This is a genomic window from Streptomyces sp. A0642 (assembly GCF_004795105.1).
GTDB lineage: Bacteria > Actinomycetota > Actinomycetes > Streptomycetales > Streptomycetaceae > Streptomyces.
Genome location: NZ_SSBL01000020.1, coordinates 129,641 through 143,941, shown reverse-complemented (window position 1 = coordinate 143,941; position 14,301 = coordinate 129,641). Strand labels below are relative to the sequence as shown.

General features: G+C 71.0%; 13 protein-coding genes. 8 read left to right on the top strand and 5 right to left on the bottom strand.

Annotation, left to right across the window (positions count from 1 at the left end):
* The first annotated feature begins 5 nt into the window (after positions 1–5).
* From E6R60_RS27645 to E6R60_RS27615, 7 genes are all read left to right on the top strand, one after another.
* Positions 6–1,724 (top strand): KR domain-containing protein, encoded by a 1,719-nt coding sequence (locus E6R60_RS27645; RefSeq protein ID WP_136329408.1) that lies wholly within the window; start codon positions 6–8, stop codon positions 1,722–1,724.
* 81 nt (positions 1,725–1,805) lie between these two features.
* Positions 1,806–2,744: a proline iminopeptidase-family hydrolase gene (locus E6R60_RS27640; RefSeq protein WP_136329395.1), complete on the top strand. Its 939-nt coding sequence runs from the start codon at positions 1,806–1,808 to the stop codon at positions 2,742–2,744.
* Positions 2,745–2,946: 202 nt separating this feature from the next.
* A complete protein-coding gene (locus E6R60_RS27635) occupies positions 2,947–3,390 on the top strand; it encodes a cold shock domain-containing protein (RefSeq protein WP_136329394.1) in 444 nt (147 codons plus the stop codon).
* 112 nt (positions 3,391–3,502) lie between these two features.
* Positions 3,503–4,270 carry an enoyl-CoA hydratase-related protein gene (locus tag E6R60_RS27630; RefSeq protein WP_136329393.1) on the top strand — a complete coding sequence of 256 codons (768 nt, stop codon included), beginning with the start codon at positions 3,503–3,505 and terminating at the stop codon, positions 4,268–4,270.
* 251 nt (positions 4,271–4,521) lie between these two features.
* Positions 4,522–5,037, top strand: coding sequence for an ATP-binding protein (locus tag E6R60_RS27625; RefSeq protein ID WP_136329392.1), 516 nt, complete (start codon positions 4,522–4,524; stop codon positions 5,035–5,037).
* Between the two features lie 403 nt (positions 5,038–5,440).
* On the top strand, positions 5,441–6,247 hold the full coding sequence (locus E6R60_RS27620; protein ID WP_136329391.1) for a polysaccharide deacetylase family protein: 807 nt from the start codon (positions 5,441–5,443) through the stop codon (positions 6,245–6,247).
* The gene (locus tag E6R60_RS27615) at positions 6,247–7,431 is read left to right on the top strand and encodes a YncE family protein (protein WP_136329390.1); all 1,185 of its coding nucleotides are present in this window, start codon (positions 6,247–6,249) and stop codon (positions 7,429–7,431) included. Before E6R60_RS27620 ends, E6R60_RS27615 begins: the two co-directional genes overlap by 1 nt.
* Before the next feature lie 31 nt (positions 7,432–7,462).
* On the opposite strand, the gene E6R60_RS27610 is transcribed toward E6R60_RS27615, so the two are convergent.
* A complete protein-coding gene (locus E6R60_RS27610; RefSeq protein WP_136329389.1) occupies positions 7,463–8,101 on the bottom strand; it encodes a GNAT family N-acetyltransferase in 639 nt (212 codons plus the stop codon).
* Between the two features lie 140 nt (positions 8,102–8,241).
* Between E6R60_RS27610 and E6R60_RS27605 the strand changes: the two genes are divergently transcribed.
* Positions 8,242–8,451: an EF-hand domain-containing protein gene (locus tag E6R60_RS27605; protein ID WP_124716283.1), complete on the top strand. Its 210-nt coding sequence runs from the start codon at positions 8,242–8,244 to the stop codon at positions 8,449–8,451.
* An 88-nt stretch (positions 8,452–8,539) separates the two neighbouring features.
* Here the strand turns inward: E6R60_RS27605 and E6R60_RS27600 are convergent, their stop codons facing one another.
* The 4 genes from E6R60_RS27600 to E6R60_RS27585 all read right to left on the bottom strand — a co-directional run bounded on the left by E6R60_RS27600 (position 8,540) and on the right by E6R60_RS27585 (position 13,796).
* Complete coding sequence (locus E6R60_RS27600) at positions 8,540–8,950, bottom strand: STAS domain-containing protein (protein WP_136329388.1); 411 nt, start codon at positions 8,948–8,950, stop codon at positions 8,540–8,542.
* 369 nt (positions 8,951–9,319) lie between these two features.
* Positions 9,320–10,300, bottom strand: coding sequence for a terpene synthase family protein (locus E6R60_RS27595; RefSeq protein ID WP_136329407.1), 981 nt, complete (start codon positions 10,298–10,300; stop codon positions 9,320–9,322).
* Between the two features lie 780 nt (positions 10,301–11,080).
* On the bottom strand, positions 11,081–12,445 hold the full coding sequence (locus E6R60_RS27590; protein WP_136329387.1) for an SGNH/GDSL hydrolase family protein: 1,365 nt from the start codon (positions 12,443–12,445) through the stop codon (positions 11,081–11,083).
* Between the two features lie 244 nt (positions 12,446–12,689).
* Complete coding sequence (locus E6R60_RS27585) at positions 12,690–13,796, bottom strand: lytic polysaccharide monooxygenase (RefSeq protein WP_136329386.1); 1,107 nt, start codon at positions 13,794–13,796, stop codon at positions 12,690–12,692.
* Positions 13,797–14,301 lie beyond the last annotated feature (505 nt).

The following is a 14,301-nucleotide window of genomic DNA, read 5'->3' as shown; positions in this document are numbered from 1 at the left end:
ATCGGGTGTTGGGGGCGAAGGCGGATGGTGCGTGGTATTTGCATGAGTTGACGTGTGAGCGGGAGTTGGCGTTCTTCGTGATGTTCTCGTCGGCGGGTGGTTCTGTGCTGGCGGCGGGTCAGGCGAATTATGCGGCGGCGAACGTGTTCCTGGACGCGTTGGCGGTGCGGCGCCGGGCGGAGGGGCTGCCGGCCACTTCCCTGGCGTATGGGCTGTGGGCGGGTGCGGGGATGGGGCAGTGGCTGGGTGAGGCGGATCTGGAGCGGATGAGGCGGCAGGGGCTGCCGGCGTTGGAGCCTGAGCAGGGGCTCGCGTTGTTCGATGCGGGGCTGGCGTCCGGCCGGGCCGCTCTGGTTCCGTTGCCGATGGATGTCGCCGCGCTCCGGTCCCGTACCGACACCCTCCCCGCCCTCCTCCGCGACCTCGTCCCCACCACCAGGCGGCGCAGTACGGTCTCCAGAGCCGACGCGGCCTCCCTGCGGCAGCGGTTCGCGCAGGCCGACGGGACCGGGCAGGAGGACCTTCTCCGGGCGCTCGTCATGGAGCGGGCCGCCGCGCTCCTCGGGCACAGCAGCGCGGACGCGCTCGATGCGGAACGGGACTTCCTGGAAGCCGGGTTCGACTCGCTGAGTGCGATGGAACTCCGCAACGCCCTGATGAAGGACACCGGACTGAAGCTTCCCCCGATGGTGGTCTTCGACAGCAAGAGCCCCGCGGAACTCGCCCGGCTTCTGCGTACGGATCTCCTGGCCGCGGGCCCCCTCGCGACCGGTGACACCGACGAAGCAGCGCGACCGGCCGACGCGCACGCCGGGCCGGAGAGCGGGGCCGCCCCTCAGTCGGCCGGCCGGCCGCCCGAGACGCTCCGCGACATGTTCCACGGCGCCGTCGTCTCCGGGCGTGCGGACAAGGGCTTCGCACTCCTCCAGGCGGCAGCCGACGTGCGGCCGGGATTCGGCTCGGTGGACGAGCTCGACCGGCTTCCCGCCGCCGTCCGTCTCGCGGACGGACCCGAAGGCCCGCACCTCATCTGCCTCAGCACCCCCATGGCCACCGGGGGCGTCCATCAGCACGCGCGTCTCGTGTCCCACTTCGGAGGCAGGCGCAGGATCTCCGCACTGCCCGTCCCCGGATTCGTCGCGGGGGAGAGCCTGCCCACGTCCTCCGACGCCGCCGTTCAGGCGCTCGCCCGGAGCGTGCTGGAGGCCGCCGACGGCAAGCCGTTCGTCCTGCTCGGCTACTCGTCCGGGGGAACCCTGGCCTACGCCACCGCCGGACACCTGGAACGGGAATGCGGGGTGAGCCCGGCAGGTGTCGTCCTGCTGGACACCTTCAAGGTCCACGACGGCGGCAGCGAGGGCGTCCCCCTCGACGGCCTCGCCCTCGGCATGTTCGACAAGGAAGCGGTCTTCGGGCGGTTCGACAGCAGCAGGCTCTCCGCGATGGGCCGCTGGGTGGAACTGGTCCCGCGACTCCCCCTCACCCCGGTCGAGGCCCCGGTGCTGTTCGTCCAGTGCACCCAGTCCTTCGTCCCGGACGGGGACGACGCATCCCCCGACCTGGTCAGCGGCCGTGCCGAGCCCTGGGAGGCCGCTCACACCCTGCGGACCGTCCGCGCCAACCACTTCACCCTCGTCGAGGACCGTGCCGAGGAGACCGCGCAGGTGATCGGTGAATGGCTGGAGTCGCACGACGCGGCGGCCGGCACAGGAGCGGCCGAATGACCGGACCGGACCGGGAGAAGACAGATCCGGAACGCACCCCACCCGACCACAGCGAATCCAATCGAAGCGAGGCGAAGTGACGTGACCGTCGCACCCAGCGACAAGGGGACCCTGCCCTTCGGCGAGTACGAGACCTGGTACCGGGTGACGGGCGACCTTCGCTCCGACCGGCCCACGCTCGTCGTCGTGCACGGAGGCCCGGGATCCACCCACGACTATCTGCGGAACCTCTCCGACCTGGCCGACGACGGCTGGTCCGTCGTGCACTACGACCAGATCGGGAACGGCGGATCGACCCATCTGCCCGACCGCGGGGCGGACTTCTGGACGGTGGAGCTGTTCGCCGCGGAACTCGACAACCTGCTCACGGGTCTCGGGATAGCCGACAACTACGTACTGTTCGGCCAGTCCTGGGGCGGCATGCTCGTCACGCACCACGCCGCGGCACGGCCGGCCGGCCTGCGCGGCCTGGTGATCGCCAACTCGCCCGCCTCGTATCCGCTCTGGCTCCAGGAGGCCAAGGTCCTCAGGGACCAGTTGCCGCCCGGGGTCAACGAGACGCTGCTCCGGCACGAGGCCGCCGGAACCACCGAGACGGACGAGTACCACGCGGCCATGCGCACCTTCTACGAGCGGCACGTCTGCCGGCTCAAGCCCTGGCCCCGTGACTACCTGGCCTCGTTCTACGAGGTGTACAACGACCCCACCGTCTACTACGCGATGAACGGCCCCAGCGAGTTCCACGTGGACGGCACGCTGCGCGACTGGTCCGTCATCGACCTCTGCCCCGACGTCGCCGTGCCCACCCTGCTGATCTCCGGGCGGTACGACGAAGCCACCCCGGCGACGGTCCAGCCGTTCCAGGACCTCATTCCGGGCGCTCGCTGGGAGATGTTCGAGGAGTCCAGTCACCTGCCGCACCTCGAGGAGCCGGAGCGCTTCCGTCAGGTGATGCGGACCTTCCTCGACGAGGTGGACCCGCCCGCGGGCCGGCCGGGGCCTGCCGGCCCGGCCTCCTGACCGCGGACTCCCAGGCCGCGGGCGGACGGCTACGGCGCCGCGGCGAAGGTCCGGACACCGTCCGGAGGGCAAGGGCGTCCGGGACGCTAGGGTCAGGGTCAGGTAGTCGCAGGGCGTGTCCGGAGTGGGTGGACGGGTTCCGGCGTAGTGCGACAGGGGTGTCCCGGACACGGGTCCGGGACTTGTTGAGAGGGTGTTTCCGATGGTCTTTGGTCGCGTGGTGCGTTTCGACGGCGCGAAGGGTTACGGGTTCATCGCCCCCGACCACGGGGGTGAGGACGTCTTCCTGCACGTGAACGACCTTCGCATGGCCGAGGAAGCCCTCCGGCCCGGTCTGATGGTCGAGTTCGAGATCGAGCAGGGCGACCGGGGGCTGAAGGCGTCCTCGGTGCGTCTGGCCGCGGGCAGGGCCGCGGAGGGCGCGCCGGTTCCGGCGTCCGTCTTCACGCAGCGCTCGGAGTCCCCGAGCAGGCAGGCCGCGGACGGCGACGACGTGTTGTGCGACGTGCTCAACGCGGAGGAGTACGTACGGGACGTCACCGAAGTCCTGCTGGAATCGGCCCCCGGGCTCACCGCGGCGCACATCCTCCAGGTACGCCAGGGGATGCTCCAGTTCGCCAAGAACCACGGCTGGATCGAGGGCTGAGCCGCCGGGGCCCGGGACGACGGCCCCGGGCCCCGGCCGGTGTCCCGTTGTGACGAACCGCACCGGCCCCGGCCCGTCCGGGCCGGTGTTAGCGCCGGTTAACCTGCCTCCCATGACCGTAACCCTCGAAGTAAGCGGCGGCGTGGGCACGATCCGGCTGGACCGTCCCCCGATGAACGCCCTGGACATCGCCACCCAGGACCGGCTGCGCGAGCTCGCCGAAGAGGCGTCCCGGCGCGACGACGTGCGCGCCGTGGTGCTCTACGGCGGCGAGAAGGTGTTCGCGGCCGGCGCGGACATCAAGGAGATGCAGGCGATGGACCACCCGGCGATGATCGTCCGCTCCAAGGCGCTGCAGGACTCCTTCACCGCGGTGGCCCGGATCCCCAAGCCGGTCGTCGCCGCCGTCACCGGCTACGCGCTCGGCGGAGGCTGCGAGCTGGCCCTGTGCGCGGACTTCCGGATCGCCGGGGACAACGCCAAGCTGGGGCAGCCGGAGATCATGCTCGGGCTGATCCCGGGGGCGGGCGGCACCCAGCGCCTCGCCCGGCTGGTGGGCCCCGCGAAGGCCAAGGACCTGATCTTCACCGGCCGTCACGTGAAGGCCGAGGAGGCCCTGACCATGGGCCTGGTGGACCGTGTGGTGCCCGCCGCCGAGGTGTACGAGCAGGCGCACGCCTGGGCGGCCAAGCTGGCGAAGGGCCCGGCGCTCGCGCTGCGTGCCGCCAAGGAGGCCGTCGACGCGGGACTGGAGACGGACATCGACACCGGCCTCACCATCGAGCGGACCTGGTTCGCGGGCCTCTTCGCCACCGAGGACCGCGAGCGCGGAATGCGCAGTTTCGTGGAAGAGGGTCCGGGCAAGGCCAAGTTCCTCTAACCGAACGCCAGTTGGGAACGGCTGGGCGCGCGTTCATCCGTGTGGGCGGATTAGCTGAGCCTTAAGGCAACCTTAAGGCTCAGCCGCTCACCCCTTCCGGCGAACCCGCTCGGCTTCGGCATACGGGCAGGTCAGCGCGGGTGTCCAACGATGCATTCTGCCAACGGCATATGCCCGGAGCCTGCCACGGAAGGCCTGATTCCGGGTCAGGGATTCCCGCGGAACGGCCACGGAGCGTCCGCTGGGCAGCCATGATGGTGTCCATGGCGGGCCTGGAGGGTGTGGAGCAGCCGCGACAGCGCAGCAGCGCGACCGCGGCACGGAGGATGCCGGCCGTCGAGGACGAACAGGCGTTCCAAGCGCTGGAGTTGTTCGGAAATCCGACGGAGGACGAAGTCCGGCTGCCCTCCCGTCCGGAGTCGGCCGCCACCGCCCGCAGGCTCACCTCCTGCGTGGTGCTGCGCCAGTGGGCGCTGTCCCCGCAGACCGCCGAGCATGCCGTTCTGCTGGTGTCCGAACTCGTCGGGAACGCCGTGCGGCACACCGGCGCCAGGGTCTTCGGCTTACGGATGATGCGCCGTCGCGGCTGGATCAGGATCGAGGTGCGTGACCCCTCGCGCGGACTGCCGTGCCTGATGCCCGTCCAGGAGATGGACGTCAGTGGGCGCGGGCTCTTCCTGGTCGACAAGCTCTCCGACCGGTGGGGCGTCGATCTGCTGCCGCGCGGCAAGACCACCTGGTTCGAGATGCGGATCTCCGACCGCTGACCCCGCCGGAGCCCCCGTCCGTGGAGCGGACGCACAGAAGCCCCCGGTCGGCCGGGGTGCGGCGCTGCGGGGGCTTCTGTGTGGGGGCCGTGAAATGGGGGGTGTGTTCACGGCCGCTTATGACGACCTGGCCCGGGTCAAGGGGGTCGATGTCTCCGACTATGGCAGACCGACGACTCCACCGCCAAAGCCGCAATGCGGACAAACGGGTGTTTCTCTGTGTATTTCTTGGATGAATCACAGGTGTGTTGGGTCACTTGCCTGGCAAACGGTGCATGCGTGGGGGATTCCCGGGGTGATTCATTGATCACCGGAGAAGCGAGGGTGCGCATCCGTGTGACCTTCCCCGGTCATCGTGGGTCAGAAGGTAATTTCCGTACATAACGCACTTAATGTTCTGCGCATGAACGCCTCCGACAGACCGGTGCACCGCCGCAGCACCCTGCGCGCCGGAGCCGGCGCCGCCCTCGCGGCCGCTCTCGCCGCCGGCTGCGGGGACCCGGACGCCGACGGGGCGCCGGCGAAGCCCCCCGCCCGCCCGGAACCGAAGAGGCAGGCCGCCACCACCGGCGCGCACGCCCCCGCGCCCGCCCCGCACCGCATCCCCGGGCAGCCCGCGCAGATCGACCACGGCCCCCGCGACCGGGCACGCGTCGCCCTCACCTTCCACGGCCAGGGTGATCCCGCCCTCGCCCGCACCGTCCTGGCACACGCCGAACGCGCCGGGGCGAGGGTCACCGTCCTCGCCGTGGGCAGCTGGCTGGACGAGCACCCCGAGATGGCCCGCAGGATCCTCGACGGCGGCCACGACCTCGGCAACCACACCCAGCACCACGTCGACATCTCCTCGATGGACGAGACGCGGGCGTACGCGGAGATCACCGGCTGCGCCCAGCGGCTGCGCAGGCTCACCGGCTCCATCGGCACCTGGTTCCGGCCCTCGCGCACCCGGTACGCCACCCCGCTCGTCCAGCGGCTCGCCGCCCGGGCGGGATACCCGCACGTCCTCTCGTACGACGTGGACTCCCTCGACTTCACCTCGCCCGGCGCCGCGGCCGTCACCCGCAAGGTGGCCGGAGAGATCCGCAACGGGTCCGTGGTGAGCATGCACTTCGGCTATGCGGACACCCTTGCCGCGCTGCCCCTCCTCCTCACCGAACTCGACCGTCGCCAACTGCGCGCGGTGACGACCACGGAGCTGCTGACCTGATGTCTCCCTCCACCACACGCACCGCGGCCCTCCTCGGGGGCGTCCTGCTCGCCGTACTCACCGGTTGCGGCACGCCGGCGGACCGCGGCGCGTCCGACGCCGCCACCGAGGCCGCCGCCCCGCCCGCCAAGCGCGTCACCCCGCCCGCCCCGCCGGGGCTGGCCGGAATGCCGCCGGTGCTCGACGCCGCGAACGTGTACGCGGCCGACGCCCCCGGCAAGCTGTCGCCGGTCGTCAAGGACTTCCCGTCCCGCGTGTACGTCCCCAACACCAACTCCGACACCGTGTCGGTCATCGACCCCGCCACGTACAAGGTCATCGAGACGATCCCGGTCGGCCGCCAGCCGCAGCACGTCGTCCCGTCCTGGGACCTGAAGACGCTCTGGGTCAACAACGACGTCGGTGACAGCCTCACCGCCATCGACCCGGCGACCGGGAAGGCGGGGAAGACGGTCGACGTCTCCGACCCGTACAACCTCTACTTCACGCCGAACGGCAAGTACGCCGTCGTGATGGCCTCCATGGACCGCGAACTGGTCTTCCGTGACGCGCACACCATGAAGACGGCCAAGGCCGTCCCGGTGAGCTGCGCGGGCGTCAACCACGCCGACTTCTCCGCGGACGGGCGCTACTTCATCGTCTCGTGCGAGTTCTCCGGCGAACTCCTCAAGGTCGACACCGCGAAGATGAAGGTCGTCGGGCAGCAGAAACTGCCGTTCCAGGGCGCCATGCCGCAGGACGTCAAGCTGTCACCCGACGGCAGCACCTTCTACATCGCGGACATGGTGGCCAACGGCGTGTGGGTGCTGGACGGGAAGAAGTTCACCACGCCGGAACTGCTGCCCACCGGCAAGGGCTGCCACGGCCTCTACGTCAGCCGCGATGCCAAGGAGATGTACATCTCCAACCGCGGTGAGGGCTCGGTCTCCGTGTTCGACTTCGCGCGGAAGAAGCTGGCGAAGAAGTGGCACCTGCCGAACGGCGGCAGCCCGGACATGGGCGGGGTCTCGGCCGACGGCAAGGTCCTGTGGCTGTCGGGGCGCTACAACGCCGAGGTGTACGCGATCGACACCACCACCGGCAAGCAGCTGGCCCGGATCCCGGTGGGCAGCGGACCGCACGGCCTCGCCGTCTACCCGCAGCCGGGCCGCTACTCCCTCGGTCACACGGGCGTCTTCCGCTGAGCCGCCCCTCGCGGGCCCACCGGCCCGTGGCTCATCCCGCGACCAGCAGGGCCTCCGAGCCCACCGGCCGGTAGCCCGCCGCCTGGAACGTCCGCACACTGCGGGCGTTCCCCGGCGACTGCTGCGCCCACACCACCGCGTCCGGCACCAGCAGGCGGGCGGCCCGCGCCAGCCGCTCGCCGAGCCGCCGGCCCCGCGCCTCCTCGGCCACCTCGACGGCGGTCTCCCAGCGCCCCGCCACACCGCGGCCGAGGATCAGCACACCGCCCTCGGCGCCCCAGACCCGCACCTCGTCGCGGAACCTCATCGCCCGTGCCACCCGGGGGTGCTCCGGGTCCCGGATCTCCCGCAGGTCCAGGTCCGGGACGCCCGGCAGCGCGGGTGCGACCGTGAGCAGGTCGATCGTGTTCATGTGCCGGCCGGTCCGGGCCGTCAGGGCACCGAGGAAATGCGGGTTCATCGTCGCGGCGAGCGCGTCGCCGGGGGTGGCGGCGAGCGTGTCCCGCACCCACTGAGGGTCCTCCTCGGTGAAGACCACCGAGTGGGCGGTGAACGCCAGCACTCCGGCATCCCGTGCGTTCGGCTGCCGCACCACGGTCGTGGACCCGTCCGCCGGCGGGAACCGCCCGTGCGCCGCGGCGTCCAGGATCCGTGCCAGTGCCTCGCTCATCGCGCCGTGTACTCCCCGCTCGGGCCCCGGCCACCGGGCGGTGGACGGCCCACCATGATCGACGACCGGCCGCCGCCGGGGCCATCCGTCGCGCCGGTTAATCTGACCTCCGTCAGACAGTCATACGAAGGGGCGGAAAAGTGGCGGACATCGAATCGGCGCGCAAGGCGTTCGAGCGGTTCGACCTGAACGGCGACGGGCTCATCTCGGCGGTCGAGTACAAGAGCGTCATGGCTCAGCTGGGTGACCCGTACGTCACCGAGACGGTCGCGCAGGCCGTGATCAACTCCCACGACGCGAACGGGGACGGGCTCCTCACGTTCGACGAGTTCTGGGCCGCCCAGAACTGACGTCCGCACGACCCCCGGCCGACGGGCCGGGGGCCGCGCTCCGGCGTGTGCTCAGGGGACGGCCGGGGCGGTGAGCTCCGGCGTGTGGTCAGGGGACGGCCGGGGTGGTGAGCTCCGGTGCGCGGAAGACCTCGTCCGGGGTGGCCACCGGGCCGAACAGATCGTGCAGTCGGCCGGCCCGCAACAGGCGCAGGATCCGGGGACAGGCGCAGACGAGCCAGAACCGCCCTTCGCGGTCCAGCACACGCCGGCGGGCCCGGCACAGCAGCGTGAGCCCCGAGCAGTCGAGGAAGCTCACGTCCGTCAGGTCGACCACCAGCCGGGGCGAGCCCTCCGAGGTCGCGCCGTCCAGGGCCGGTGCGATGAGCGCGGCGGTCGCGATGTCGATCTCGTCGCGCAGCGCCACCACCGTGCAGCCGTCCCGGCGGTACATCCGGCCGCACGGCTCGGGCAGCAGGGCCTGCACGGCGGTTGCCGTGGGGGCAGGCGTCTCGGTCATGAATGCCTCTCCGCAGCGCCGGGCCCCGAGGACGTACCCGGGGCCCGCAGGACAGTCGGTGGGGGGACGGTCGGTGAGGTGACAGTCGGTGAACCTAACCCGAGGGTCCGCCAGGTCGCGCCGCAGAAACGTTCGCGCTTTCTCCAATGCCCTCTTCCGGGTGAACATCCGGCGTTCGCGAGGACCTCGGGGGACCGGCTCAGTTGACCCCGGCCCGAGCGCGAGGAGGGTGTCTGGCTGCCGGAGGGTGGCCGGTTCGGGCGGCACGGCTTTCCGGCCGCTGCGGAGCGACCGGAGAGCCGGGTGTCGCATCGACGACAAATGGCCGGAACTCGCCATTCTGAACGGGCGGTCCGCCGCCTCCGTCCCTCAGGCGGCGAAGTTGCGGGACATGGAACCCTGTTCGTCGATCTCCATGAGGTCGGGACGGGTGTAGCGCTCGGCGCGCGCGTGGTAGTCGAAGTCCCCCCGTACGAGCCCCCGGTAGTCCCTCACGCACCTTTCCAGTGCGCGTCGCGCGGGCCCCCCGATGCCTGCCGCCTCGATCTCCTCGACCAGTTCCTTCTCGGCCCGCTGAACCCGGTCGACGATGCGGGCCAGCAGAATCCCGGCCTCGTCGACGGCCTCCTGGAGTGTGCCGCCGCGGTCCCGCTGGATGAGCCGGACGGTGTTGTGCTCGTATCCGAGTACCGCCTCCTTCTCGAAGGAGCAGATGTCGTTGCAGAGCCCCGAATGGTCGGCCACCGCATTCCGCAGAGCGATATAGGCGGGAAGGCTCCGGGCCGATTCCGGCAGGTCGATTCCCGCCGTGAGTTCGTGCAGGTCGAGAAACGGCTGCATGGCCACCGAATCGCGCCGGTGCTTCACGAAGTCGGCGGTGCTCGGAACATGCCCGGCGGCCCGGTCGACCGCCTCCGCGTAGTAGGTCCACAGCCAGGCCGCCGTGTCACGGCGGAACTGCCGGACCCAGTGCGCCGGCCTGCCCGTGCAGGTGCGGGCCAGGAGGTCGTCCAGGGCGTGTTCCATGGGGCCGACCGGCGCCCGTGCGCCGTCGAGCACGTCCACGAGGCGGGCGATGGCGCCCTCGCACAGCTGCGGGTCGCGGCCGGCCGGGCCGTCGTCGAACTCGTCGTCCACGAGGAAGGCCCAGAACAGCCACTGACAGAAGAGGTCGAGGTGTTTCTGCGACGCCTCGGGGAATATCAGGGATATCCAGAGTTCGGGGCGGGTCCGGATCATCTTCTTGCGGGCCACCGGTGACAGGACGAGATTGCCGGCCGCCGCCCACTCCCAGGCGGCTTGCTTGGTCTGTTCGACTCCCGGATGACATCCCGCGCTCTCGAACGGCATGTGGAATTCTGGAAGCGCCAACTGCTTCATGGTGCACCTCGTCTGAACGATACGTACAGGGAAGGGGGATGCGCGGCAGGACCGCGCACGCACAGACCGGTGCGGCAGACGGTGAACGCGAGGTTGTCGATCGGCGCTTCGGCAAAGCCGCGTCATCGGGGACAGTCGTCCGCACCGGCGTCGGAAACGGGCGGTGCCGGCAGTGGGCCGGCTGCGGCGATCGCCGCAGGACCGGATCAGGACCGGCGGGGCGGACGGTCGCACCGGGCGACCCGCGGCACGCCTCCCGCCCCGTGGCCGGGCCGGACGGCCGGATCCCGCCGAAGAGGCGTCACGGGAGGGGCGGCTGTCATCGCTGTCCTCTTTCCTCCGCAGGGCCGGGCCGTCGAAGCGGGGCCCCGCAGGGCCCAGGGCCCAGGGCAGCGGACCGCCTGACGTGCACGGCGATCGCGTCACCACTCGTCACGACCAGTGAACTCCCAGTATGGGGAGGAGGGAAGCTGCTGGTGACCGAAAATGTGTGTTCGCCATGAACTGCTGCCCAGTTATGAGCAGTTGGTGCACTCCTGGGGTTGACCGGGTCGAGTGACCGCGGCCCCGATTCTGGCCGATTCACCTCCGGATGCGGGGGAGCGGCCCGGCCTGTGGCCGCCTCGTCGACCGGGCCGTAGCGGGACGACGGGCGGCCCGGCCTGTGGCCCCCTCATCGGCCGGTCCCTAGCCGGACGACGGGCGGCCCGCACACCCTTCGCGGGTGTGCGGGCCGCCCTCGTGCGCCGGTCAGTTGTAGCCGAAGCCCGCCGGCAGCGGGGTCTGCCGGAACAGGCGTGCGGGGACGGCGCCGGCCAGGGCACGGTAACCCGCGGGGTTCAGATGGAGATGGTCGCCGACGTCCCAAGAGTCGCGGAGCGCCCGGGGGTTCTGCGGGTCGCGGGCGGCCCGGTCGAAGTCGAGCACGTCGTCGAAGCGGCCGCTGGTGCGGATCCAGGCGTTGACCGTCTGCCGGCTCCCCTCGCGGTACCCGTCCGGGTCGTCATACCCGGTGTTGCCGCCGAAGGGCGTCAGCGTCGCCCCGTACACCCGGATCCCCAGGGCGTGCGCCCGGGTGATGATCTGGTCGTACGCCGCGATGACGTCGTCCGCCGTCCGCTTCTGGGCGGCGGGGGTGGCGGCCGCCGTCCCGATGTCGTTGACGCCCTCGAAGACGATCAGCCGGTCGACGCCGCTCTGGGCCAGTACGTCCCGGTCCAGCCGCGCCAGTCCGTTCGGGCCCAGGCCGTCGTTGAGCAGGCGGTTGCCGCCGGCCGCCTGGTTGACGACCGAGGTCCGTACCGGGCCCGTACCGGCAGCCAGCCGCTGCTGGAGCACGTCCGGCCAGCGGTCGTTCCCATTGGTGGTGGAACCCCGGCCGTCGGTCAGCGAGTCGCCGAGCACCGCCGTCGCCGAGGTGCTGCTCCGGGACCAGACCTCGACGCCGCTGAGGAGGTACCAGTGGTCGGTGGTGGTGGCCCCGGGGAGGTCCGCGTCCTCGACGTGGTCCCCGGACCGGAGGTACGAGGTCGTACGGGAACCGGGATGCGAGGTGAGAGCGGTGGACGCCTGCCCGGTGGCCAGGTAGACCGTCGCCGTCAGGTTGGTACCGGGCTCGACCCGGAAGTCGAGGGGGTCGGAGACGGCCTGCGCTCCGGCCGGCACGGTCACCGAGGAAGCGCCCCCGAAGGTCACCCGGCGCGTGGTTCCCTCCCGGACGGCCCCCGTTCCGGCCCGGCCGTCCAGCGGCAGGGCCACGGACACCTTGGTGAGGGGCAGCACCGCGCCGCCGAACGCGTTGGAGAACCGCAGCCGGATGTGGTCACCGCCCGCCGAGACGTGGACGGTCTGCCGCAGTGTCGTGTCCGCCAGGACGGAATCGGCCTGGGTGAACGGTGCCGGCGGCATGTTGGACGGCTCCGTCAGCTGCGGCATCGACGTCCACGCGGCCACCCAGTGGGCATTGCGCTCATGGGCTCCCGGCGCGTGGTCCGCCGCTGCCGCCTCTCCGGCCCCTGCTGCCTCTGCGGCCCCGAGGGCGGGTGAGACGGCGGCGAGCGAGGCGAGGAGCGCTCCTGCCGCGATCAGGCTGATCAGTGACGATCTTCGGTTCATGGATGTGTTCCCTCTGTGCGGTGGGGAAACGAAACGGCGCGCAAAGTGTCCACGTACACGGACGGCGTTCCCGTCCATGTGTCGCGGGATCACGCGGCAGGCTAGCCCGTCCGATAGTTGCGGTCAACGGTTCGAAAGGTTTCGCCTCTGCTCGCCCGTGAGGCCGGAGCCTCGGTCCGCGCCCGGAGACGCGAAAGCGCCGGTCCCCGTGCGACACGGGAACCGGCGCCGTCTGCGTCAGCGGTTACGGGTTGACACAGCCGATCGAGCCGACGGGGAAGTTGTTGCCGGTCGAAGTGGCGGTGAATCCGAAGGTGACGCTGCCGTCCGGTGGGATGGTCCGGTTGTAATCGGCGTTCCTGACGGTGACCGCACCGTCGGAGCCCGTGGTCAGCACGCCGTTCCACACGCTGCTGACCTTGGCGCCGGCGCCGGGCGTCCACTTCACGGCCCAGCCGTCACGCGCCGCCGTGCCGTGGTTCATGACCTCGACGGAACCCTGGAAGCCGCCGCCCCAGGAGTTGGTCACGCTGTAGACGGCCATGCAGCCGGTGTGCGGGTCAGTGGGGTCGGTCGGGGTGGGCGTGGGGTCGGTCGGGGTCGGGGTGGGGGTCGGGTCCGGAGTGCTGCCCGAGCCGCGAATGCCGGTGACCTCGCCGTTGCCGCCGTCGAAGACGACGTCGGAGCAGGAGAAGAAGTTCTCCTGGCTGTCCGAGCGCACCCACTGGATGAACATCACCGCGTCACCCGAGCGGCCCGAGGGCAGTGCCAGGTTCCAGTAGTAGTGGCCGCCGTCCGTGCCGGGCGAGCCCGTCTGCGCCGGATTGGTGACGGTCTGGATCAACTCCAGGTCGTCCCAGCCCAGTTCGGTGCTGGGGGAGTAGCCGGGCTTGGACAGGTAGACCCGGAACGAACCGGGGTGCGCCGCCCAGTTGCTGTGCTGGACCTCGATGGTCTTCCCGGACGTCAGGTGGGTCCGGGGCCAGTCGGAGCGTGCGGCGTTGTATCCGGTGAAGTTGTACGGGGACCGGTCGCCGGCGCTGCAGAGCTTGCCGTCCGGGACGTAACCCGCCCCTCTCCCGCCCGCGTTGGAGTCGAGCACGGCGAACCAGTTGTACAGCGAGGTCGCCCCGCTCTCGTTGAGCGCGGCCTTGCACGCCGGGTTGGTCGGATCCAGGGCGCCGGTGCTGGTCTTGGCGTCCAGCATGCAGAGGTACGTACGCGATCCCGGTGTCATCGTCACGCCGTGGGCCTGCGCGCTGCCCTGGCCGAGGAGCGTCAGGGCGATTCCGGCGAGCAGGGTCGCGAACGCCGCTAAGAGGGCGGTGAGTTGCTTCTTGCGTCGAGCCATGGTCTCTCCTGTGCCTGTGTGGGGACTGCCTTCCGGCCGGACCCGTCTGTCTCCTGCGGTCACCGTCCGGTGAGCGAACCCTGCGGGTGGTCCGCACGGACCGGGGCCGGCGGTGCGCCCGGGGGTGGGAGCGGCGGCAGGCGTGGGGATGGGGCGGGCGGTGGAGCGCTCGGTCGGGCGGCTCTGGGAGCGCTCCCATGTGTGGGTTGGTAGGGACTGTAAGAGTGGGTCGTGTCCCTGACAACCCCTTGGACCGAAAGTGTCGGCAGGATTTCCGACGAGGCGCGTTCCGGTCGGCGGTGAGCCGGGGAGGTGTGCCAGCGGTGCGGGCATGGCCACCTGGGAGCGCTCCCCCCTCTGGCGCGGGACTTCCCGGTCACGCGCGCGGGAGTCTCGTGCCGCTCCCCGGGAAGGGCCGCCCGATCCCTCGGCCCGGCTCGCGGCACGGGCCGCGTGCACGGATGGCGAAACCGCCGTACGCCCCCTCCGCCCGAGTCGCGGCACG

What these genes read in the sequence shown, in the direction of transcription:
- E6R60_RS27635 (WP_136329394.1), top strand. Translation starts at nt 2,947, where the DNA reads ATGGTCTTTGGTCGCGTGGTGCGTTTCGACGGCGCGAAGGGTTACGGG.
- E6R60_RS27630 (WP_136329393.1), top strand. Translation starts at nt 3,503, where the DNA reads ATGACCGTAACCCTCGAAGTAAGCGGCGGCGTGGGCACGATCCGGCTG.
- E6R60_RS27625 (WP_136329392.1), top strand. Translation starts at nt 4,522, where the DNA reads ATGATGGTGTCCATGGCGGGCCTGGAGGGTGTGGAGCAGCCGCGACAG.
- E6R60_RS27620 (WP_136329391.1), top strand. Translation starts at nt 5,441, where the DNA reads ATGAACGCCTCCGACAGACCGGTGCACCGCCGCAGCACCCTGCGCGCC.
- E6R60_RS27615 (WP_136329390.1), top strand. Translation starts at nt 6,247, where the DNA reads ATGTCTCCCTCCACCACACGCACCGCGGCCCTCCTCGGGGGCGTCCTG.
- E6R60_RS27610 (WP_136329389.1), bottom strand. Translation starts at nt 8,101, where the DNA reads ATGAGCGAGGCACTGGCACGGATCCTGGACGCCGCGGCGCACGGGCGG.
- E6R60_RS27600 (WP_136329388.1), bottom strand. Translation starts at nt 8,950, where the DNA reads ATGACCGAGACGCCTGCCCCCACGGCAACCGCCGTGCAGGCCCTGCTG.
- E6R60_RS27595 (WP_136329407.1), bottom strand. Translation starts at nt 10,300, where the DNA reads ATGCCGTTCGAGAGCGCGGGATGTCATCCGGGAGTCGAACAGACCAAG.
- E6R60_RS27590 (WP_136329387.1), bottom strand. Translation starts at nt 12,445, where the DNA reads ATGAACCGAAGATCGTCACTGATCAGCCTGATCGCGGCAGGAGCGCTC.
- E6R60_RS27585 (WP_136329386.1), bottom strand. Translation starts at nt 13,796, where the DNA reads ATGGCTCGACGCAAGAAGCAACTCACCGCCCTCTTAGCGGCGTTCGCG.